The organism is Pseudomonas botevensis (assembly GCF_019145475.1).
GTDB lineage: Bacteria > Pseudomonadota > Gammaproteobacteria > Pseudomonadales > Pseudomonadaceae > Aquipseudomonas > Aquipseudomonas botevensis.
Genome location: NZ_JAHTKI010000002.1, coordinates 124,709 through 146,620 on the forward strand (window position 1 = coordinate 124,709; position 21,912 = coordinate 146,620).

14 protein-coding genes and 2 riboswitches are annotated in these 21,912 nt (G+C 61.8%); of the genes, 6 read left to right on the forward strand and 8 right to left on the reverse strand.

Annotated features, from left to right (window positions below; translation table 11 throughout):
• Positions 1 to 50: 50 nt before the first annotated feature.
• The gene (locus KVQ74_RS04225; RefSeq protein WP_217829746.1) at positions 51 to 545 is read right to left on the reverse strand and encodes a DUF934 domain-containing protein; all 495 of its coding nucleotides are present in this window, start codon (positions 543 to 545) and stop codon (positions 51 to 53) included.
• The gene (locus KVQ74_RS04230) at positions 529 to 2,187 is read right to left on the reverse strand and encodes a nitrite/sulfite reductase (protein ID WP_217829747.1); all 1,659 of its coding nucleotides are present in this window, start codon (positions 2,185 to 2,187) and stop codon (positions 529 to 531) included. The genes KVQ74_RS04225 and KVQ74_RS04230 overlap by 17 nt, the downstream gene beginning before the upstream one ends.
• Positions 2,188 to 2,712: 525 nt before the next feature.
• Between KVQ74_RS04230 and KVQ74_RS04235 the strand changes: the two genes are divergently transcribed.
• The gene (locus tag KVQ74_RS04235; RefSeq protein WP_217829748.1) at positions 2,713 to 3,786 is read left to right on the forward strand and encodes an ABC transporter substrate-binding protein; all 1,074 of its coding nucleotides are present in this window, start codon (positions 2,713 to 2,715) and stop codon (positions 3,784 to 3,786) included.
• Positions 3,787 to 3,792: 6 nt separating this feature from the next.
• On the opposite strand, the gene KVQ74_RS04240 is transcribed toward KVQ74_RS04235, so the two are convergent.
• Positions 3,793 to 4,011, reverse strand: a complete 219-nt coding sequence (locus KVQ74_RS04240) for a DUF2970 domain-containing protein (RefSeq protein WP_217829749.1) — start codon at positions 4,009 to 4,011, stop codon at positions 3,793 to 3,795.
• A 158-nt stretch (positions 4,012 to 4,169) separates the two neighbouring features.
• Between KVQ74_RS04240 and KVQ74_RS04245 the strand changes: the two genes are divergently transcribed.
• Positions 4,170 to 9,416 (forward strand): leucine-rich repeat domain-containing protein, encoded by a 5,247-nt coding sequence (locus KVQ74_RS04245; RefSeq protein WP_217829750.1) that lies wholly within the window; start codon positions 4,170 to 4,172, stop codon positions 9,414 to 9,416.
• A gap of 49 nt (positions 9,417 to 9,465) precedes the next feature.
• On the opposite strand, the gene metH is transcribed toward KVQ74_RS04245, so the two are convergent.
• Entirely contained in the window at positions 9,466 to 13,176 is a 3,711-nt protein-coding gene (metH, locus tag KVQ74_RS04250) for a methionine synthase (RefSeq protein WP_217829751.1), read from the reverse strand.
• Between the two features lie 156 nt (positions 13,177 to 13,332).
• Between metH and KVQ74_RS04255 the strand changes: the two genes are divergently transcribed.
• The 3 genes from KVQ74_RS04255 to nfuA all read left to right on the forward strand — a co-directional run bounded on the left by KVQ74_RS04255 (position 13,333) and on the right by nfuA (position 17,404).
• The gene (locus tag KVQ74_RS04255) at positions 13,333 to 15,639 is read left to right on the forward strand and encodes a fatty acid cis/trans isomerase (RefSeq protein WP_217829752.1); all 2,307 of its coding nucleotides are present in this window, start codon (positions 13,333 to 13,335) and stop codon (positions 15,637 to 15,639) included.
• Positions 15,640 to 15,738: 99 nt separating this feature from the next.
• Positions 15,739 to 16,761, forward strand: a complete 1,023-nt coding sequence (locus tag KVQ74_RS04260) for an acyltransferase family protein (RefSeq protein WP_217829753.1) — start codon at positions 15,739 to 15,741, stop codon at positions 16,759 to 16,761.
• A 58-nt stretch (positions 16,762 to 16,819) separates the two neighbouring features.
• On the forward strand, positions 16,820 to 17,404 hold the full coding sequence (gene nfuA, locus KVQ74_RS04265; protein ID WP_217829754.1) for a Fe-S biogenesis protein NfuA: 585 nt from the start codon (positions 16,820 to 16,822) through the stop codon (positions 17,402 to 17,404).
• An 86-nt stretch (positions 17,405 to 17,490) separates the two neighbouring features.
• Here nfuA and cobM read toward each other — a convergent pair whose 3' ends face one another.
• The 4 genes from cobM to KVQ74_RS04285 all read right to left on the reverse strand — a co-directional run bounded on the left by cobM (position 17,491) and on the right by KVQ74_RS04285 (position 19,650).
• Positions 17,491 to 18,237: a precorrin-4 C(11)-methyltransferase gene (gene cobM / locus KVQ74_RS04270; protein ID WP_217829755.1), complete on the reverse strand. Its 747-nt coding sequence runs from the start codon at positions 18,235 to 18,237 to the stop codon at positions 17,491 to 17,493.
• A gap of 92 nt (positions 18,238 to 18,329) precedes the next feature.
• On the reverse strand, positions 18,330 to 18,743 hold the full coding sequence (locus KVQ74_RS04275) for a cobalamin biosynthesis protein (RefSeq protein WP_217829756.1): 414 nt from the start codon (positions 18,741 to 18,743) through the stop codon (positions 18,330 to 18,332).
• The gene (locus KVQ74_RS04280; protein WP_217829757.1) at positions 18,740 to 19,441 is read right to left on the reverse strand and encodes a CbtA family protein; all 702 of its coding nucleotides are present in this window, start codon (positions 19,439 to 19,441) and stop codon (positions 18,740 to 18,742) included. Before KVQ74_RS04280 ends, KVQ74_RS04275 begins: the two co-directional genes overlap by 4 nt.
• An 11-nt stretch (positions 19,442 to 19,452) precedes the next feature.
• The gene (locus tag KVQ74_RS04285) at positions 19,453 to 19,650 is read right to left on the reverse strand and encodes a CbtB domain-containing protein (RefSeq protein ID WP_007959524.1); all 198 of its coding nucleotides are present in this window, start codon (positions 19,648 to 19,650) and stop codon (positions 19,453 to 19,455) included.
• 122 nt (positions 19,651 to 19,772) lie between these two features.
• Positions 19,773 to 19,991, reverse strand: a riboswitch (cobalamin riboswitch).
• A gap of 539 nt (positions 19,992 to 20,530) precedes the next feature.
• Positions 20,531 to 20,742, forward strand: a riboswitch (cobalamin riboswitch).
• A 99-nt stretch (positions 20,743 to 20,841) separates the two neighbouring features.
• On the opposite strand from KVQ74_RS04285, the gene cobW reads away from it, so the two are divergent.
• Positions 20,842 to 21,912: a cobalamin biosynthesis protein CobW gene (gene cobW / locus KVQ74_RS04290; protein WP_217829758.1), complete on the forward strand. Its 1,071-nt coding sequence runs from the start codon at positions 20,842 to 20,844 to the stop codon at positions 21,910 to 21,912.

Sequence of the window (21,912 nt, forward strand, 5' to 3'; positions counted from 1 at the left end):
AAGGCGAAAAAAAACCTGAGTCCGGGCAACCGGACTCAGGTTTTTTTGTATCAGCGGCGACGGAACAGCGGCAGCGGTTCGTCGGTGGCGGCCTGGTAGGTCACCGAGAAGTCCTTGAGGCTTTCCAGTGCGTCGTACGGGTCTTTGTCGGCGCGCAGGGCGAAGGCATCGAAACCGCAACGGCGCATGTAGAACAGCTGGTCGCGCAGCACGTCGCCAATCGCCCGCAATTCACCTTTGAAACCGTAGCGGTCACGCAGCAGGCGCGCGTTGGAGTAGCTGCGGCCATCGGTGAACGCCGGGAAGTTCAGGGCAATGACCTGGAACTGTGCGACGTCGTCACCGATTTCCTCGGCTTCTTCATCGGCGTCCAGCCATACACCCAGGCCACCATCGCGGGCCTTGAGCATGCGCCCGTGTTCGCGCCACAGCTGCAACGGGACGATGTAGTCGTCGCAGTTGCTGATCTCATCGATATTGAAATCCTTGGGCAGCAGGTGCCAGGTTTCGTCGATGACCTCGTTGTTCTTAATGATTCGCTGCATAGACGCGTTCCTTGAAGAGGTCGATGCCAATACGCTGGTAGGTGTCGATGAAACGCTCGTCTTCGGTGCGTTGTTCAACGTACACGTCGATCAGCTTGGAGATCACATCCGGCATGTCGTCCTGGGCGAAGGACGGGCCGAGGATCTTGCCCAGGCTCGCGTCACGGCTGGCGCTGCCGCCGAGGGACACCTGATAGAACTCTTCGCCTTTCTTGTCCACCCCGAGGATGCCGATGTGGCCGACGTGGTGGTGACCACAGGCGTTCATGCAGCCGGAGATGTTCAGGTCCAGCTCGCCGATGTCGAACAGGTAGTCCAGGTCGTCGAAACGGCGCTGGATCGATTCGGCGATCGGGATCGATTTGGCGTTGGCCAGGGAGCAGAAATCACCGCCAGGGCAGCAGATGATGTCGGTCAGCAGGCCGATGTTCGGCGTGGCGAAACCTTGCTCGCGCAGCTCGCCCCACAGGGTGAACAACTGGCTCTGCTCGACGTCGGCAAGAATGATGTTCTGTTCGTGGGAGGTGCGCAGTTGACCGAAGCTGTAGCGGTCGGCCAGATCGGCCACGGCGTCGAGCTGCTTGTCGGTGATGTCGCCCGGCGCAACGCCGGTCGGCTTCAGGGACAGGGTCACGGCCACGTAACCCGGCTTCTTGTGCGCCAGGGTGTTACGCACACGCCAGCGGGCGAAGCCCGGATGCTCTTTGTCGAGATCGGCCAGCGCGGCGGTCTGGTTGTCCAGCGCGCGGTAGTCCGGGTCGACGAAGTGCTTGGCGACGCGATGCACTTCGGCTTCGGTCAGGGTGGTCTGGCCGCCGCGCAGGTGTTCCATTTCGGCGTCGACTTTCTGGGCGAAGACTTCCGGAGTCAGTGCCTTGACGAGGATCTTGATCCGCGCCTTGTATTTGTTGTCGCGACGGCCATAGCGGTTGTAGACCCGCAGGATGGCGTCGAGGTAGCTCAACAGGTCCTGCCACGGCAGGAATTCGTTGATGAAGGCACCCACCACCGGGGTACGGCCCAGGCCACCGCCGACCAGCACGCGGAAACCCAGCTCGCCAGCGGCGTTGTGTACCGGCTCAAGACCGATGTCGTGGACTTCGATGGCCGCGCGGTCGGAGCTCGCACCGTTGATGGCGATCTTGAACTTGCGCGGCAGGTAGGCGAATTCCGGGTGGAACGTAGTCCATTGACGAACGATTTCGCACCATGGACGCGGGTCGATCAGCTCATCGGAGGCGACACCGGCGAACTGGTCGGTGGTGACGTTGCGCAGGCAGTTGCCGCTGGTCTGGATCGCGTGCATCTGCACGGTGGCCAGTTCGGCGAGGATGTCCGGAATGTCTTCCAGCGCCGGCCAGTTGAACTGCACGTTCTGCCGGGTACTGATGTGGGCGTAGCCCTTGTCGTAGTCGCGGGCGATCTTGGCCATCATGCGCATCTGACGCGAGGTCAGTTGGCCGTAAGGCACCGCCACCCGCAACATCGGCGCGAAACGCTGGATGTACAGGCCATTTTGCAGGCGCAGGGGGCGGAATTCTTCTTCGCTCAGCTCACCTGCCAGATAGCGTCGGGTCTGATCACGGAACTGCTTGACGCGGTCCTCGATGATCCGCTGATCGTACTCGTCGTATACGTACATATAAGTCCTGTTCTCAGGCTTGGGTCACTCGGGTGGGCACTCGCGTTTTCGCTTTGCCGGAGTCCGATATGCCTCTGCAATTCTGCGCGCACGGCCGCGCACTCCCAACGGAGCCGGGGCAATATACCCGTTTGCAGTTATGCGCAAAAGTGATGTTTGAGTATATGTAAAGAACCAAATCGCCTAACGAGAATCACTGTCAACTAACCCACATTTGTCGTGCGGACAATCATCGTCTTAACTGTGGTCGAGTCTTTCTGCAATCACCGATAAAACCGACAAGAGGCGATGCAATGAGCAACCCGACCAAAGCAAGGAAAAGCGATAGCAGCGTCGATGCCTGGGCGATTCTGTTCCTGATCATTCTGGTTGTTGGAACGGCAGTGTTCTGGGTCAGTCATCAGTAAACGACCTGTCCGGGTCCACTTCCGACATCTGTCGGACGAAAAGGGGGATCAGACGCAGAAAGCCGCTGTTTCGATGGCTATAATGCGCCGCCATTTTTTCCCTGGGCCCGGACGATTCATGCTCAAGTTCCTCCACATCGCTGTTCTGCTGCTCGGCGCGGTTCTGGGAACCGGTGCGCGGGCCGAATCCGTGCTGTTTCTGAATCCAGGCTCGAGCGACGAAGCGTTCTGGGTCAGTTACTCGCAGTTCATGCAGGCGGCTGCCCGGGATCTGGGGATGGATCTGCAAATCCTCTATGCGCAGCGTCAGCCGGAGCAGACCCTGGCCCAGGCGCGAATCGCCTTGCAGGGGTCGAAGCGTCCCGACTACCTGGTGTTCGTCAACGAGCAATACGTGGCGCCGCAGATCATGCGCATGGCGAACCGGAGCGGGGTGAAGCTGTTCATCGTCAACGCCGCGCTGACGCCCAATCAGCAAAACCTGGTGGGCGAGCGTGCGGACCGGATCGGCAGCCTGGTGCCCAATGACGAGGAGGGCGGCTACCTGATGATGAAGGAGCTGATCCGTCTGCACCGGCCGGTCGCGTCCGGTGAGCGGATCGAGCTGCTGGCCTTCTCCGGATTGAAAATCACCCCGTCGGCGCAATTGCGCGAGAAAGGCATGCAGCGGGCGCTCGCCGAGCATCCCGAGGTGCGTCTGCGGCAATTGGTCTACAGCGGCTGGACCCGGGAACGCGCCTATGAACAGGCCCGGCAACTGCTGGGGCGCTATCCGGACGTTTCACTGGTGTGGTCGGCCAACGACGAGATGGCGTTCGGCGCAATGCGGGCGTTTTCCGAAGCGGGCCGGGTGCCGGGCAAGGATGTGCTGTTCAGTGCGGTCAATACTTCTTCGGCGGCGTTGCAGGCGCTGGTCGATGGCCGTCTGAGTGCGCTGCTCGGTGGCCATTTCACCCTGGGCGGCTGGGCGCTGGTGGAGTTGCATGACTATGCGCAGGGTGTCGACCTGAGCCGGTATGGCGGGCGTGACCGGCAGATTCCGCTGTTGCAACTGATCGGCAAGGAGCAGGCGCGCCGGATGCTCGCCATGGGCGAGTCCCCGGATTACGGCGTGCACTTTCACAAGCTTTCGGCCAAGGGACGACCGGCTTCGTACCGTTATCCGTTCACCCTGCAGACCCTGATGCACTGACGCGTCTCAGACCCCTGCCAGATGCACCACCAGTTGGACGATGCCGAACAGCGTCAGGGCGAACACCGCCGTGAAGGCAATTCCCAGGATCACGAAATGGCTGGGCTTGCCGTGGGTGAAATCCCTTGCCCGGTTCTTGCCGCTTTGTACCCCGAACGCCGCCGCCATGACGCTGTGCAGCATCTGCCAGAAGGTTGGGGGCTTGTTGTCGACTGGATCGTCCATAAATCCCTCGTCTTGAAGTTGGCCCATTGAGCATAGCCAATCCTGCGCCCGGCGCGGAAAAGCCTTGTATAGCGTTCGCCGCCGCGCCGATAACTATCTACCGCAATCCGGTCCGCGCCGAATGATGTGCTGACGCTCCCATTTACCGGAGCGAGAGCATGTCTGAAACACTTCTGCCTGACCCGCCAATCACCGAACCCCGGCGCCTGACCCGCAGCATCCACGCTGCGCGCCTCGAACAGTCCATTCCCCCCTGGCTGACGGAGGCCGCACCACCGCAGCGCGCGGCGTTGAAAAAGGCCAGGGCGCCACTGCCGGACTGGTATCGAAAAGCCACCCGAGCGCAACGCAAGGCGTTCGATGACAGTCTGGCGGCCAGCTTCAGCGCCCAGAGCCGGCTCGGCAAGACCATGGCCGGATTGCAGGACATCCATGCCTTCGCCGAACCGTTGCTGACCAGAACCCTGAAGAACCTGTTCAATGTGGAGCTGGACGTCAATAACACCTTCCTGCATCTGATCCAGTCAGTCGACGCGGGGATCTGGAAAATCGAGATCGGCGCCTTCGAACTGTCGAGAATGTCGTTGTTGCAGGCCGCGCTGCATAACGTTGAAGAGGCTGAATGTGAGCCGGACGCGTTCCATCGGGCGTCCGGGTTCTCGGTAAAGTCGGCGCAGTCGGGCCAGCCGGAGGCGATCAGCCCGGCAATGACGGTTAGCCAGTTCCTCAAGACCTGCCGGGTGCTGGACATCGGCGCGCTGTATCAGCAGTACCTGAAAAACTTCCTGTACCCGCAAGATCCGCAAACCCGGCAAACCCACCGCGAGCAATTCATCACCGCGCAAAAAACCGCATTGCGTGCGGCGGCCGAGCAGGCGCTGCTGCAAAAGGACATCGAGCCTGAGGATTACGCTTCGATCCTGACGATCATTGCGGGTGAGCGGCAACCCCGGCAGGGCAGCAAACACATCTGGTTCTGCGATCTCAATCTGATGCGGCACCGGTTGACGGGGTGCGTCTGGTTCGCGATCGGCGAGCCGTTCAAGCGTCTGGATGAGCTGATTCTGTACATTCCCGATGACCCGCAGCATCCGTTGAAGCGCTACCGGGCCGATCAAGTGGAGCCGATGTTCAGACAGCGCTTTACCGAGCGCGACGGAGCGGCCGCCGACGGCAGCCCCACGGCCTATCAGCGTTTTTTCAGCCGCTTCGTGGCGTATGCCGATCGTCCGCACTATTTCAGCCAGTTCACCCAGGATGCGCCGGACGCCTCGTTCAAGAGCAGACTGGAGCCGTGGTTGCTCACGATCAATAACCTGATCAACGGCCTCAGCCCGGTGCCAAACCTGTTTATCAACCACTTTCCGCCGGCGCCGACGCCGAGGCAGGTGCCAAACGATGACCCGTTTCTCGGCTTGAGCCACCTGCCGTTCAAGGCGCAGTCGTACTGGGACGACAACATCGACCTGTGGGATTACCTGTTCGAGCGCCATCGCGAACAGATGATCGAGGATGCGCGCCGCTATGCCGTGCCGTCGGCGGACATCGATGCCAAGGTGCGCAAGGAACTGTTCGCCAGGTTGCTCGACATCGGCATGCTGGTGCTGAACACCGTTTCAATGTTCGTGCCGGTGTTGGGTGAAGTGATGATGGCGGTGATGGTCTGTCAGTTGCTGGGAGAGTCGATCGAGGGGGTGATCGAGTGGAGCGAGGGCGACCGGCAAGCGGCCAAGGCGCACCTGCTCGATGTTGCCGAGAATCTGTTGCTGGCCGGCGTCACGGCGGGCATCGGCAAAGGCGTCTCCAAATGGCTGGCGGTGCCGGCGGAACCGGTGATCGAAGACCTGCATTCGGTGACGCGGGCCGATGGCAGCAGCCGTCTGCACAAGGCCGACCTGGCGGGTTATGAGGTCACCGGCGAGTTCATGGCCGATGCCGGTCCTGACGCCCAGGGCCGATATGAGCTGGATGACCGCTCGTACATCCGCATCGATGGGCGGGTTTACGAGCAGATTTACGACCCGTCCCTCGACCGTTGGCGAGTCAGGCATCCCGTCGAACCAAAGGCCTATCGACCGATCCTGACCCACAACGCGGCCGGTGCCTGGCGCCATACCCTGGAGAATCCGCTGGGCTGGAGCCGTCTGAAACTGTTGCGGCGCATGGGCCATGTCACCGACGCCTGCTCCGACGAGCAATTGCTCAAGGTCGCCGATATTTGCGGCGTCAGTGACAACGCGTTGCGCAAGATGCACATGGACAATCGGCTGCCGCCGCCGGAATTGCTTGATGCGCTGCGATTGTTCGAAGCCGATCGGGATGTCACCCAGGTGATCGAGCAAGTGGTCAGCGGACACGCCATCGACGAACGTTATCTGTACGCGGTGCCGCTGGTGACCCGGCTGGAGCACTGGCCGGCCGGGCGGATTTTGCAGGTCTTTGAAAAACCGCGCATGACGGGCGTGCGTGCCGAATACGGACACGAGCGCCTGTCGGCCGATACCCCACGCAGAACCCCGATCCGCATGAGCCGGTTCGATGTGCTGAGCGGCGAATTGCCGATGCGCATTCTCGCGGCGCTGGACGAATCCGAAATCAGCACGTTGCTGGGCGCCGAAGCCGCGCAGAACCGGGGCTGGCGACCGCAAGCGCTGCGGGACCGGATCGGCGCTTTCGCCAGGAGCCGACGACGGGGACTGTTCGACGGGTTTTATCGCAGCGCCACACTGGCCGATCCTGGGATCGGCAAATTGCGGCGGGTCTATCCGGGACTCAGCGATGCCGCCGCGCAGGACATTCTCGTCCATGCCGACGCCGAGGCCATGGCAACCCTGCAATCCACTGCGCGGGTGCCGGGCAAAATGCTTGAGGAAGCCCGCTGGCATGCGCGACGCGGCCGCTTGACTCGTGCACTGGCTGGATTGCACATGGAAAACCTGCCGTCGGCCGACACCCGGCGCGTCGCCTTGCATACCCTGAGCCGGCTGCCGGGCTGGCCGGATGATCTGTATCTGGAAATCCGCGAGGGTCATCTCGACGGGCGGCGGCTCGACAGCATCGGCAATCGAACGGCCGGGCAGCATTGCCGGGTGGTGAAGAAAGGCCCGGTGTTTCAGGCGATCAATGCGCGGGGCGAAGCGCTGAATGAGCCCGCTGCGTCCACAGACAGTTTCTATGCCGCGCTCATGCACGCTTTGCCGGTTGAGGCCCGCCAGGCACTGGGTGTCCCTCGTGTGACACAGGGCGCCATGCTGCGCCGCGCCATCAGCGCCCACGCCACGGCGCATATCAACGACACCGCCGCGATTCTGGTGCCAACGGGCAAGGCAAAACGTCGGTTCAAGCCGCCGCAGCGGATCAGGGAGCGTCTGCTGGGTTATCCCGCCAGCGGGGCGGGCATGGTCGGTTCTTCAGGCTTGAACATGGCGCTGGTGACGCGCCTGCAGGGGCTCTATCCGCCGTTGAAGATCGCCAGGGCCAACGGCTTTCTGCTCAAGTTGCTGAGGGCCGGGAAAAGCGAAGCGCAGATTCTGCAAATGCTCGAAGAACTCGGACAGCAATGGTTGGCGTTCGAGCAGGCGCTGGACGGCTGGGTCAGCCACGGCGGCAACTGGCAGCAGAAAAACGCGATTGCCAACAACCTGAAAAATGCCTGGCGCCGAAGACCTTTCGTGGATGAGCACCCGGCCTATGCTCAGCTGGATCTGGTCAGCGACGAGCCGTTGCCTGCGCTGTCGGCGGATTTCTCGCACATTTCCACCTTGCATCTGCGTGTGCCCGGTTCGACGGATCAGCAGATCCGCGCGTTGCTGCGCAACTTTCCCGAACTGGAACACCTCGACCTGAGCGGCAACCGGCTGACGAGCGATCCGCTTTCCCCGCACAACGCGGCGCGGCTGCGCCAACTCGATCTGTCCGACAACCTGCTGTATCGGCTGGATGTCAGCGCGATGCATCGCCTGGAAAGCCTGAATCTGAACCGCACACACTTGCAGGAGTGGCCCCGTGGCGCAGAAAGCCTTCGGCACCTGAGCTGGCTGGACTTGCGCAACAGCCGCATCCGCCAGTTGCCCGCCGAGTTACTGTCGCGCAACGAACTGCTGCTCAATACCAATTTGACGGGCGTACCGTTGACGGAGCAGGCGCGCCTGCAACTGGAACTGGCTCACCAACGCTGCGAATTTGCCCTGGGCCTGCCCGACGGCGCGCTGGCGCGGTTTTTTCGTGAGGACGTCTCTTACTACGACACCCAGCCGTTCGAAAACGGTTCGCTGCTCGCCAGCCGCTTGCTGCCGTTGCCGCCGGAGCTAGCGGCGGTTGCAGACCAGCCGTCATTCATCCAGCGTTTGCGCAGGATTGACCCCTCCCTGACCGAGGAGAGCGCAGCGGACGTCGTCCGGGGCTTGCGCAATGGCGCCACCGACGCACAGGTCAACGCGCGGATTGTCGATTGGGGCCTGCGCTTCGAGTCGATCACCCGGCAGTTGAACGGCTGGATCTTCACCCGACGCACCGGCAGCGCACTGTTTGGTGGACGCTGGCGTTCTTCGCAGGGGCGCCGCGAAGCCGCGATGCGGATGATCGAACACTGGAAAAAAGGTCTGGTGGAGGAAGTCGGCGGCGGCTCCTGGGTGCTGGACCTGTCGAACATCCACGGATTGGGGGCGCTGCCCCGACTGCCCGCCGAATTCGAGCATATCGACGCGTTGAACCTTCGCGGGTTGGCCCTGAAAGAAGCGGATCTGGCGGACTTCCTGCCGGCCTTCACGCGATTGCGCTGGATCGAGCTGGGGCTTAACAAGCTGCGTCGCCTGCCGCGAGCCATCGCCGGCATGGAGCATCTGGAGGAGCTGGGGCTGTCCGGCAATCGCCTGGGCGATCTTGCGGCCATCGCCCAGGAACTGAGTCGCCTGCAACGTCTCACTTACCTGAGGCTGAACTACAACCGTGTGCGCGCGTTCAATGGCGAGGCCCTGCAAGCCTTGCCCGGATTGCAGAGGCTGGAGCTGAACTACAACCAGATCAGCCTGTTCAGCGGGCCGGTGCCTGATGGGCTGCAAAAGCTGTATCTGAACGGCAACAACCTGCGTTATTGGCCGGACGGCGTTCTACAAGCGCGCAACCTGGAAAAACTCAGCCTGACCGGCAACCCGATCAGTGAACTTCCGCCCGAGATGTTCGATGGCAGCCATGATCTGTTGCTGGCGGGAACGCGGATGTCCGCCAATTTCCGTTTTCTGTCCAAGGACAGTCTGCTGCGGATCAAGGCTTACATGGACAGGGTGCGCGCTCACAGGGCACTGGGGATTACGCGCGATACCCTGGAGAAATGGCTCGCCGACAGCGAGTGGGGGGCGGCGGATGCCGGGTCTGAAAGTTCATCGGTCGAGGATCTGGAAAAATAGCCGGCCGGCCCTTGTGTCGCCGCAGCGGACACAAGGGCCTGTGCGAGGCTTACTCGTCGTAACCCAGGTTTGGCGCCAGCCAGCGTTCGGTGACGCTCAGTTCCTGGCCTTTGCGCGAGGTGTAGCTTGCGACCTGATCCTTGTCGACTTTGCCCACGGCGAAGTACTGCGCCTGTGGGTGGGCGAAGTACCAGCCGCTGACCGCCGCCGCCGGGAACATCGCGTAGTGCTCGGTGAGGAACACGCCGCTGCGGCCGGCGCGCAGTTCTTCTGCTTCAGGGTCGAGCAGCTTGAACAGGGTGGCCTTCTCGGTGTGATCCGGGCACGCCGGGTAGCCTGGCGCAGGGCGGATGCCGGAGTATTGCTCCTTGATCAGCGCCTCGTTGTCGAGGGCTTCATCCTTCGCGTAACCCCAGTGCTCTTTACGCACCTGTTCGTGCAGCCATTCGGCGCAGGCTTCGGCCAGACGGTCGGCCAGGGCCTTGACCATGATCGAGTTGTAATCGTCGCCAGCGTCCTGATAGGCCTTGGCCACTTCCTCGGCGCCGATCCCGGCGGTGGTGATGAAGCCGCCGACGTAGTCGGTCACTTCGCTGTCCTTGGGCGCGACGAAGTCAGCCAGGGAGAAGTTCGGCTTGCCGTCGGTCTTGATGGTCTGCTGGCGCAGGTGATGCAGGCGCGCCATTGGCTTGCCGTCATCGCCGTACAACTCGATGTCGTCGTCATGCACCTGGTTGGCCGGCCAGAAACCGAACACCGCACGGGCGCTGATCAGTTTCTCGTCGATCAGCTTGGTCAGCATCTCGCGAGCGTCCTTGTACAGCGCGGTAGCGGCTTCACCGACCACCTCGTCTTCGAGGATGCGCGGGAACTTGCCGGCCAGGTCCCAGGAGATGAAGAACGGTGTCCAGTCGATGTACTCGGCCAGGACGTTGAGGTCGATGTTGTCCAGCACGCGGGTGCCGGTGAACGTTGGCTTGACTGGCTGGTAAGTCGCCCAGTCGAACTGCGGTTTCTTGGCGATGGACGCCGCGTAGCTCAGACGCTCGGTGCGGGCGCTGCGGTTGGCGGTGCGCTCACGCACATCAACGTACTCGGCGCGGGTCTTCTCGACGAAACCGGCCTTCAGTTCCTTGGACAGCAACTGTGTGGCCACGCCGACCGCGCGGGAGGCGTCGGTGACGTAGACCACGGCGTCGTTGCTGTACTTCGGTTCGATCTTCACCGCCGTGTGTGCCTTGGAGGTGGTCGCGCCGCCGATCATCAGCGGCAGGTGGAAGTCCTGGCGCTGCATCTCGCGGGCCACATGCACCATCTCGTCCAGCGACGGTGTAATCAGGCCGGACAGGCCGATGATGTCGCATTTCTCCTCGCGCGCCACTTGCAGGATCTTCTCCGCGGGCACCATCACGCCGAGGTCGACGATGTCATAGCCGTTGCAACCCAGTACCACGCCGACAATGTTCTTGCCGATGTCGTGCACGTCGCCTTTCACGGTCGCCATGAGGATCTTGCCCTTGGCTTCCGGCTTGTCGCCTTTTTCCAGTTCGATGAACGGAATCAGGTGGGCCACGGCCTGCTTCATCACGCGGGCGGATTTCACCACCTGCGGCAGGAACATTTTGCCGGCGCCGAACAGGTCGCCCACGATGTTCATGCCCGCCATCAGCGGGCCTTCGATGACCTCGATCGGCCGCGCGAACGACAGACGCGACTCCTCGGTGTCCTCGACGATATGGGTGGTGATGCCCTTGACCAACGCGTGTTCCAGACGTTTGTTGACGTCCCAGCTGCGCCATTCTTCGGTCTCGGCTTCCTTGACGCTGCCGTCGCCCTTGAACTTGTCGGCGATGGCGAGGAGGGCGTCGGTGCCTTCCGGGGTGCGGTTGAGGATCACGTCCTCGACGGCGTCGCGCAACTCCTGCGGGATCTGGTCGTAGATTTCCAGTTGGCCGGCGTTGACGATACCCATGGTCAGGCCATTGCGGATCGCGTACAGCAGGAACACCGAGTGGATCGCCTCGCGCACCGGGTTGTTGCCCCGGAACGAGAACGACACGTTGGACACGCCGCCGGAGCTCAGGGCATACGGCAGTTCGTCACGGATGTAGGCGCAGGCGTTGATGAAGTCCACAGCGTAGTTGTTGTGTTCTTCGATGCCGGTGGCCACGGCGAAGATGTTCGGGTCGAAGATGATGTCTTCCGGCGGGAAGCCGACTTCGTTGACCAGAATGTCGTAGGAGCGTTTGCAGATTTCCTTCTTGCGCGCCTCGGTGTCGGCCTGGCCGACTTCGTCGAACGCCATCACCACCACGGCGGCGCCGTAGCGCTTGCACAGTTTGGCGTGGTGGATGAACTGCTCGACGCCTTCTTTCATGCTGATCGAGTTGACGATGCCCTTGCCCTGGATGCACTTGAGGCCGGCTTCGATCACTTCCCATTTCGAGGAGTCGATCATGATCGGTACGCGGGAGATGTCCGGCTCACCGGCAATCAGATTGAGGAAGGTCACCATGGCCTTCTTCGAATCGAGCATCCCTTCGTCCATGTTGATGTCGATCACCTGGGCGCCGGCCTCGACCTGTTGCAGGGCGACTTCCAGGGCTTCGGTGTAGTTGTCTTCACGGATCAGGCGAGCGAACTTGGCGGAACCGGTGATGTTGGTCCGCTCACCGACGTTGACGAACAGCGAGTTGCGATCGATGGTGAACGGCTCCAGACCCGACAGGCGGCAGGCCTTGGGGATGTCCGGAATCTGCCGTGGCGCATAACCGGCCACGGCCTTGGCGATGGCTTCGATATGGCCCGGAGTGGTGCCGCAGCAACCGCCGACGATGTTGAGGAAACCGCTCTGGGCGAACTCTTCGATGACCTTGGCGGTTTCCGACGGCAGCTCGTCGTACTCGCCGAATTCGTTCGGCAGGCCGGCGTTCGGGTGCGCGGAAACGTGGGTGCTGGCCTTGTCCGAGAGTTCTTCCAGGTACGGCCGCAGCTCGCGGGCGCCGAGGGCGCAGTTCAGGCCGACCGAGATGGGCTTGGCGTGGGCCACGGAGTTCCAGAACGCTTCGGTGGTCTGGCCGGACAGGGTACGGCCGGAGGCGTCGGTAATGGTCCCGGAAATCATGATCGGCAGTTCGACGTGCAGTTCTTCGAACACGCCCTGCACGGCGAAAATCGCGGCCTTGGCGTTGAGGGTGTCGAAGATGGTTTCGATCAGGATCAGGTCGGCGCCGCCCTCGATCAGGCCTTTGGTGGCCTCGGTGTAGTTCTCCACCAGCTCATCGAAGGTGACGTTGCGGTAGCCGGGGTTGTTGACGTCGGGCGACAGCGAGCAAGTGCGGCTGGTCGGGCCGAGGACGCCGGCGACGAAACGCGGCTTGGCCGGGTTCTCGGCAGTCTTGGCGTCAGCGATCTTGCGTGCCAGGCGTGCGCCTTCTACGTTGAGTTCGTAGGCCAGTTCTTCCATGCCGTAGTCGGCCATGGAAATCCGGGTGGCGTTGAAGGTGTTGGTTTCGAGGATGTCGGCACCGGCGTCCAGATAGGCTTTCTCGATGCCGCCGATCACGTCCGGACGGGTGATGACCAAGAGGTCGTTGTTGCCCTTGACGTCACTCGGCCAGTCGGCGAAGCGTTTGCCACGATAATCCTGCTCTTCGAGCTTGTAGCTCTGGATCATCGTGCCCATGCCGCCATCGAGAATCAGGATGCGCTCTTTGAGAGCTTGCTTGAGAGCTTGAAGGCGGACGCTGCGATCGGACATTGGGACTACTCGAAAAAGACCATGACGAAGGGCCGGAATCATAACAAACTTGTGTGGTTTTGGAGCATGCGGCGCTTTTGCATGAATATCGCTCATGTTGGTACGGCCGTCATAACGGTAGAATCGCGGCGTTTTTTCAGGATCGGGATCAGGGACATGTCGTATCGCGTCATCAGCATTGCGTTGCTGCTTTTTAGCTGGGGCGCGTTTGCCCAGGATCCTGCTGTCTCGTCTGCGGTTTCTTCCTCTATTTCTTACACCCGCGATATCCAGCCGATCTTCACCGAGAAGTGCGTGGCCTGCCACGCGTGCTACGACTCCGCCTGCCAGTTGAACCTGGGCAGCGGCGAAGGTGCGAGCCGGGGCGCGAGCAAAATGCCGGTCTACGATGGCGACCGCAGTCAGGCGGCGCCGACCACCCGATTGTTCTACGACGCCTTCGGCAAACGCGCCTGGCAGCAGAAAGGCTTCTATTCGGTGCTCGACGCCCAGGGCAGTCAGGCGGCATTGATGGCACGCATGCTTGAGCTGGGGCACAAGACTCCGTTGCAGCCCAACGCCAAGCTGCCCGAAGACATTGTTCTGGGTCTCAACCGCGAAAACCTGTGCGCAATGCCCGCCGAGTTCGACGGTTACGCCGGCGCCCACCCTAAAGAAGGCATGCCGCTGGCGGTGACCGGCCTGACCAACCAGCAATACCAGACGTTGCAACGCTGGCTGGCGTCCGGCGCGCCTATCGACGAACAGGGCCTGGCCCCGAGCGCCAAGGAAGCGATGCAGATCGTGCAGTGGGAAAACCTGCTCAACACCCCCGGTGCCCGGCAGAGCCTGGTCGGTCGCTGGCTGTTCGAACACTGGTTCCTGGCGCACATCTATTTCAAGGACGGCGAGCCGGGGCATTACTTCCAGTGGGTGCGCTCGCGCACGCCGACGGGGCAGCCGATCGACCTGATCGCCACCCGTCGCCCCAACGACGATCCGGGCACTCAGGTGTATTACCGCCTGTGGCCGGTGCAGGGCGTGATCGTTCACAAGACCCACATCACCTATCCGCTGAGCGCGGCGAAGATGGCGCGGGTCAAGAGCCTGTTCTACAACGGCAACTGGCAGGTCAACGCCTTGCCGGGCTACGGGCCGCAGAGCCGGGCCAATCCGTTCGCCACCTTCGAGGCGATTCCGGCCCAGGCGCGGTATCAGTTCATGCTCGATAACGCCGAATACTTCGTGCGCACCTTCATTCGCGGGCCGGTGTGCCGGGGGCAGATCGCGACCGACGTGATCCGCGACAACTTCTGGGCGTTGTTCCAGGCGCCGGAACATGACCTGTACATCACCGACCCCAACTACCGTGGCCAGGCCACGCCGCTGCTGGCGATGCCGGGGCAGAACGACGACGTCGGCAGTGTCCTGAGCCTGTGGCACAACTATCGCAACAAGCGGAACAAGTACGAAGCGCTGCGCCGCGACAGCTACGCCGACCTGCCGGCGCCGAGCTGGTCGACCCTGTGGGCCGGCAACGACAACGCGCTGTTGAGCATCTTCCGCCACTTCGACAGCGCCTCGGTGACCAAAGGCCTGATCGGCGAAGTGCCGCAAACCCTGTGGCTGTTCGACTACCCGCTGCTGGAGCGCACCTATTACCAGTTGGCGGTCAACTTCGACGTATTCGGCAACGTTTCCCATCAGGCGCAGACCCGTCTGTATTTCGATCTGATCCGTAACGGCGCCGAGCAGAACTTCCTGCGCCTGATGCCGGCCGACTCCCGCGAGAACTATCTCGACGATTGGTATCAGAGCAGCGGCCAGTTCAAGATGTGGCTGGATTACGAAGCCATCGACGACGACAAGCCGACCGGGCTGAAACTCGACGAAAAGGACCCGAAACGTGATTTCGCCATGCAGTTGCTCTCGCGTTACGGCGACCTCAATGCGCGGCCGGACCCGATCAACCGCTGTGAAGATGCCTATTGCTCGCGGCCGAACATTGACCCGGCGCTGCAAAACGCCGAACAGGCCCTGAGCCGTCTGACCTCACGCCCGGCGGCAGGCCTCAAGGTGATCGATCAGTTGCCGGAAGCGACCATGCTGCGCATTGAAACCCGCAGCGGCAAACGCGAGGTCTACAGCCTGCTGCGCAACCGCGCCCACAGCAACGTGGCGTTCCTGCTCGGTGAGTCGCTGCGCTATCAGCCGGGCCTCGACACCGTGACCATCTATCCGGGCGTACTCAGCAGCTACCCGAACTTCATGTTCAACATCCCGGCGGACGAAGTGCCGGCGTTTGTCGATGCCATGGAAGCGGCCAAGGATGCACCGCAGTTCGAGAAAATCGTCGAACGTTGGGGAGTCCGTCGCAGTCATCCGCAATTCTGGTTCTATTTCCACGACCTGAGCCAATACATCCACGAAACCGATCCGGTGGAAGAGGGCGTGCTGGACATGAACCGCTACGAGAATCTTTGATCGTTTGGTGAAGCCCTGCTGTCCCAACCTCAAGGACACCGCACCGCCCACAGGATGTGACGGGCGGTGGTGAGTTGAGGTTGTGACCGGGAGCGCCCAATGCTGATTTCAGTCCAGGCCCTGCGTGCCTTCGCGGCGTGGGCAGTGGTCGGCCATCACTTCATGCAGATATTCTTCGGCTTCCAGGCCCGTGGCCCGCTGGGCCAGCTGTTCATCGACAAAGGCGCGGTGGGTGTCGATATTTTCTTCGTCATCAGCGGTCTGGTGATCTTCCTGTCCACCGAAGGCAAGGCGTTGCCGCCGACGCGGTTTCTGTTGTATCGGCTGTTTCGCATCGTGCCGGCGTATTGGCTGTACACCGTGTTGATGGCGTTGCTGGTGGTGTTTGCCCGACCGCTGTTGCCGGATCAAACCCTGGACTGGAACCACTTGTTGCTGTCATTGCTATTCATCCCCACACAAAACCCCGGTGGCTACGGCTTCTATCCGACCCTGAATGTCGGCTGGACGCTGAATTACGAAATGCTGTTCTACGTGCTGTTCGCCTGGGCGCTGTTGTTTCGCTTGCAGGTGCGTCTGTGGGTGGTTGCAGCGTTGTTGTTTGCGGTTTGCCAGACATGGACCGGTTTGGGCTGGATCAGCGAGTTCTATCGCTCGGACATCGTTTACGAGTTTCTGCTGGGGATCGGCATTGGCATGCTCTATCGTCGGGGCTGGTTTCGCAGCGGTTTTTACCGGCCGTTGCTGGGAATCGGCGCCGCGCTTATGGCGATTTATCTATTGCCGCCAGCTCCACGGTTACTCGCCTGGGGCGTGCCGAGTGCTGTGCTGGTGATTTCCTGCATGTCGCTGGAATCTCGCTTCGAGCATAACCGGCTACTCAAGCTGCTCGGCGACTGTTCCTACTCGGTTTACCTGATGCACGTACTGGTACTTTCGATGGGTGGATTCCTTGCCCATCGTTACGGCATCGACCCGTATATGATGTTCATCCTTTGTGTAATCGCAATCGCCGCCGGTTCATGGCTGAGTTATCAATGGGTTGAAAAGGCCAGTTATCAATGGCTTAAAGCGCGATTTGAAGGTGAAGTGTTCGAGAAACTTTCCCGACAAAAATACTAGGACTTTGTCCGGCGCACCGATTGGCGTAAACTCCGCCACAAGCCTGCGAGGAGTTTCCATGACCGCTATTACCATCACCGACGCCGCCCATGATTACCTGGCCGATCTGCTCTCCAAGCAGAACACCCCGGGCATCGGCATCCGCGTTTTCATCACCCAGCCTGGCACCCAGTACGCAGAAACCTGCATTGCCTACTGCAAGCCAGGGGAAGAAAAACCTGAAGATACCGCGCTGGGGCTGCCTAGCTTTACCGCTTACATCGACTCGTTCAGCGAGGCGTTCCTTGAGGATGCCGTCGTCGATTACGCCACCGACCGCATGGGCGGCCAGCTGACCATCAAGGCGCCAAACGCCAAAGTCCCGATGGTCAACGCCGACAGCCCGATCAACGAGCGCATCAACTACTACCTGCAAACCGAAATCAACCCTGGGCTGGCGAGCCACGGCGGTCAGGTCAGCCTGATCGATGTGGTCGAGGACGGCATCGCCGTTCTGCAGTTCGGCGGCGGTTGCCAGGGCTGCGGCCAGGCCGACGTGACCCTGAAGGAAGGCATCGAGCGCACCTTGCTCGAGCGCATTCCGGAGCTCAAGGGCGTTCGCGACGTGACCGACCACACGCAGAAAGAAAACGCCTACTACTAAGGCGTTCGCTGCGAACATAAAAAACGGCGCACCGTGAGCGCCGTTTTTTTATGCCTGAAACTCAGGATTTGCCCGCCAAGTGGCCGCTACGGCCGATACAAATGCGCATGCCCCGCGCGATACAGCGACGACTCACTGAAATGATCGCTGCCCAACACCCGGCCCACCAGAATCAACGCCGTGCGTCGAAAACCCTTGGCGGCGACTTTCCCGGCGATATCCGCCAGCGTTCCCACGACCAAATCCTGATCCGGCCAGGTCGCGCGGTGAATCACCGCAATCGGGCAATCGGCGCCGTAGTGTGGCAGCAGCTCGGCGAGGATCTTTTCCAGATGATTGACCCCCAGATGAATCGCCATGGTCGCGCCGTGCTGCGCCAGACTGCCCAGTTCTTCCCCGGCGGGCATTGCGGTTTTGTCCGCGTAACGGGTCAGGATCACGCTTTGCGAGATGTCCGGCAGGGTCAGTTCGGCGCCCAACAACGCGGCGCAGGCGGCGGTGGCGGTGACGCCGGGGATGATTTCGAACGGGATGTCCAGCTCGCGCAAATAGCGAATCTGCTCGCCGATCGCACCATACAGACTCGGATCGCCGGAATGCACCCGGGCCACATCCTGTCCCCGGGCGTGGGCGGATTTGATCAGTTCGATGATTTGTTCCAGATGCAATTCGGCGCTGTTGACCACCGTTTCGGCTTGATGACCTTGCAGCACCGCCGCCGGCACCAATGAGCCTGCGTAGATGATGACCGGGCAGGTGCGGATCAGCCGCTGGCCTTTGACGGTGATCAGTTCCGGGTCGCCGGGGCCGGCGCCGATGAAGTAGACGGTCATCGCTGAATCCTGTGAGAAAGGGCAGGGTGAGGCGGTATCAGAGCGCTTCAGATGAAGAATGCTCATGATCGATGGCGGGGATTATCGGGATTTCAGGCGGCGCCGGCCAATGCCAAAGTCGCCTGGGCGTATTTCTGCCGGGAAATCAGCAGTTTTGCAGGGGCCTGGATCAGCTGTTCGGCAAGGGCCAGGGCGGCACTTTCCGCCACGCCGTAGCAGCCGGTGCGCTCATAGGCGATTTGCGAACGGTGACTCAATCGCGGCTGGTAACCGGCCAGTTCCTCGCGGCTGAAGTAGAGCAGGGGCAGCGCCAATTGTGCGGCAAGTTCTTGCAGGCCCGGTTCGTCACGTTTGAGGTCGATGCTGGCCAACGCCTTGACCGCCCGCAGTTCGATGCGATGAGCCTGCAAGGCCTGGTCGAGCAGCGCACGCAGGGTGCTGGCCGGGCAGCCGCGCTGGCAGCCCAGGCCGACCACCAGGGTCGGCGCTGCGCCAGCATCGGTCATGCGTGGTATTGACCGTCGTTCTTGCGGCGGAACAACCAGGCGCTGATCAGGCCCAGGGCCAGCCAGAACGCCACGTTGGTCAACTGCGAAGCGATCTTGAACTGAGCTTCCAGCGCTTCCGGAGCGAGCATCGAATGCACTTCCGGTTGCGGCGCGCCGATCACATGCGGCACGGCGATGATCGCCACGCCAAGGATCTTCATCAGCCAGTTGCGGCTGAACGCGATCAGCGACAGGCCGACAGCGGTGGACGCGGCGGTGCCGATCCACCACATCTGCCGCGAGGCCAGATCGGCGGCAGCGGTGCCCGGCAGCTCCGGCGGCAGGCCCATGGTCGGCGCGAGCACGAAGGTCGCATAACCGGCCAGGCCCCAAAGCAGGCCTTGCGAGGTTTTGGTCGGCGCACGCAGGGTGTACAGACCGGCCAGCATCAGGGCGAAACCGACAGCGACGACGAGGTTGCCGCCGGTGGTCGAAACCACGCGCTGCCAGCCATCTTCCGGCTCCCAGGCTTCGGCGTCGTGCGTGTGCGCGGCGGTGCCGGCGGCGTGTTCGTGAACTTCAGCCACTGGCTCGGATTTCTCGAAGGTTTCCGCCTGGAGAATCAGCGGCGACACCCAGAAGCTTTGCAGCAGGGTCAGCAGCAGGGCGGCCAGCAGGCCGGTGAAGCCTGCGGTTTGGGCAATGCGCTTGATCATGTCGTCAGCTCTCAGTGGCACGGGAACGCGGCGCTGTGGCGGGTATCGTGGGCGGCGTTGTGCACCGCTTCGATGTGCGAGAAACCGGCGAAGTAGACCAGGCAGGCACCGAGGATCGACGCGCAGACGGCGGCGGTCAGGCGCTGGCTCAGGGTGGTGGTGCTGGAGATCTTGTCCGAATTGCTGCCGGTGCTGCTGATGATCGACATGGCGCTTCCCTCTGGAGTGTCAGCGGGTGAACGGAGCGCATGAAAACCCCTGCGGGTCAGGCACGCAGAGGCTCGAACAGCGCCCGCCCACCGCGGGTTTGTTATGTTCAGCGACGCAAGGTACGCGCTGTGTGTTGCGGGCCGGTCTCCGGGCTCGCGAGGGGTGGCATCTGGCCTACCTGCAAGCATCACCTTCCCATGCCGTGGCACAGTGGATCTGACGCTTCTCTCGCTTACCGTTGCGGGGGCAGCACCGGACTGACATGGCTTTTGAGTAAAGCACATGATTCATCGGTTTCCCGTTTCACCCTTTGCAGGGCACCCGTAACAAGGTGTGTAGGAGAGCATGGTCTAGGGATTTGAGTCAATTGAATGGGGGGTATATCCGTTTTATGGAGTGTTGCGGCTGGCGGTTTCGCCCTTACGGCGAGTCACCTTTTCCAAACGCCGAAAAGGTAACCCAAAAGGCTCTACCCTGACGTACGGCCCCTCGCTTAGGCTCGGGGTTCCTTCGTTGCGGGATTGATCCGGGGGCATCGCCTACGGTTTGCTTCGCTGCACCTCCTCTCGATGTGTTTGGCTTCGCCAAACGGTCGCTACGCTCCCACCCCCGGATCAATCCCTCCACTCAGCCTGCCGACGGGCCTCGAGATCAAAAGCTGTACTCGAGCTAACACTCATCGTGTTGAGTGGTGAGGGGCTCTGATCTGGCTTTTGGTGTAGCTCTCAATTTTTTGCCCCTTCGGCAAGCCGAGCGGGGGTGTTTTCCTGCCAAAAGTGACTCGCTGTAAGAGCGAAACCGCCAGCGGCAGCACCCGAAGCAACGGATATGCCCCCAATCTCAAAATCCACCAAGCATTGACCCATCCCCATACCCTGCGTAGCCTTGCGCTTTCGAGGTTCTTCGGCGCGTGCCGAAGCTAAGAAGGGAACGCGGTCCAAGCCGCGGCTGCCCCCGCAACTGTGAACGGTGCTGTTCGCTGCCACGCCACTGCAGGCTCCCCTCACGGAGCTCGCGGGAAGGCGCAGCGAATGCCGGGCCAAGTCCCGAACGCCGTCAGCCAGGAGACCTGCCTCGATACAGATTCTCACTACAACCGGGCGGGGTGATCCGGTGGCGAACGCTTCCGGCGCGTGTCTGCGTGGCCGGTTCTCGTCCCGTATGCCCGCCACCTTGCCAAAGGGCATCCGATGAAAACACTGGCCAAACTTCCCGTCACCATCGTCACCGGTTTTCTCGGCTCGGGTAAAACCACCCTGCTGCGGCACATGCTCGACAACGCCCAGGGTCGCCGTATCGCGGTGATCGTCAACGAGTTCGGCGAGCTGGGCATTGACGGTGAAATCCTCAAGCAATGCACCATCGGCTGCACCGAAGAAGAAGCCACCGGCCGCGTCTACGAACTGGCCAACGGCTGCCTGTGCTGCACGGTGCAGGAAGAGTTCTTCCCGGTGATGCGTGAACTGGTCGCCCGTCGCGGTGATCTCGACCACATCCTCATCGAAACCTCGGGCCTGGCCCTGCCAAAACCGCTGGTGCAAGCCTTCCAGTGGCCGGAAATCCGCAGCGCCTGCACTGTTGACGCGGTGATCACCGTGGTCGACAGCCCGGCCGTGGCCGCCGGCACCTTTGCTGCGTTCCCGGATCAAGTCGACGCCCAGCGCAAACTCGACCCGAACCTGGATCACGAATCGCCGCTGCACGAACTGTTCGCCGATCAACTGGCGAGCGCCGACCTGGTGATCCTCAACAAGGCCGACCAAGCCAGTCCGGAAGATCTGGTCCGCGTGCGCCTGGAGGTCGCCGAAGAGCTGCCGCCAGCGGTAAAAATCATCGAAGCCAGCAACGGCCGTCTGCCGCTGGACGTGCTGATCGGCCTTGGCGCCGGTTCCGAAGAGCACATCGACAGCCGCCACAGTCATCACGACCATCATCACGATGGTGATGATGACCACGACGACCATGATCACGACGCCTTCGACTCGATCTCCATCGAGCTGCCGCAAGCCGACGAGAGCCTGCTGCTCGACGCCCTGACGCAACTGGTGGTTCAGCACGGCATCCTGCGGGTGAAGGGTTTCGCGGCGATCCCGAACAAGCCGATGCGCCTGCTGATCCAGGGCGTGGGCACGCGTTTCGACAAGCACTTCGACCGTCAGTGGGGCGCCGATGAAGCGCGCGTCACCCGGCTGGTGCTGATCGGCCAGGAACTGAACGCTGCCCGGCTTGAAGCGCAACTGCGCGCCGCACTCAGCGTTTAA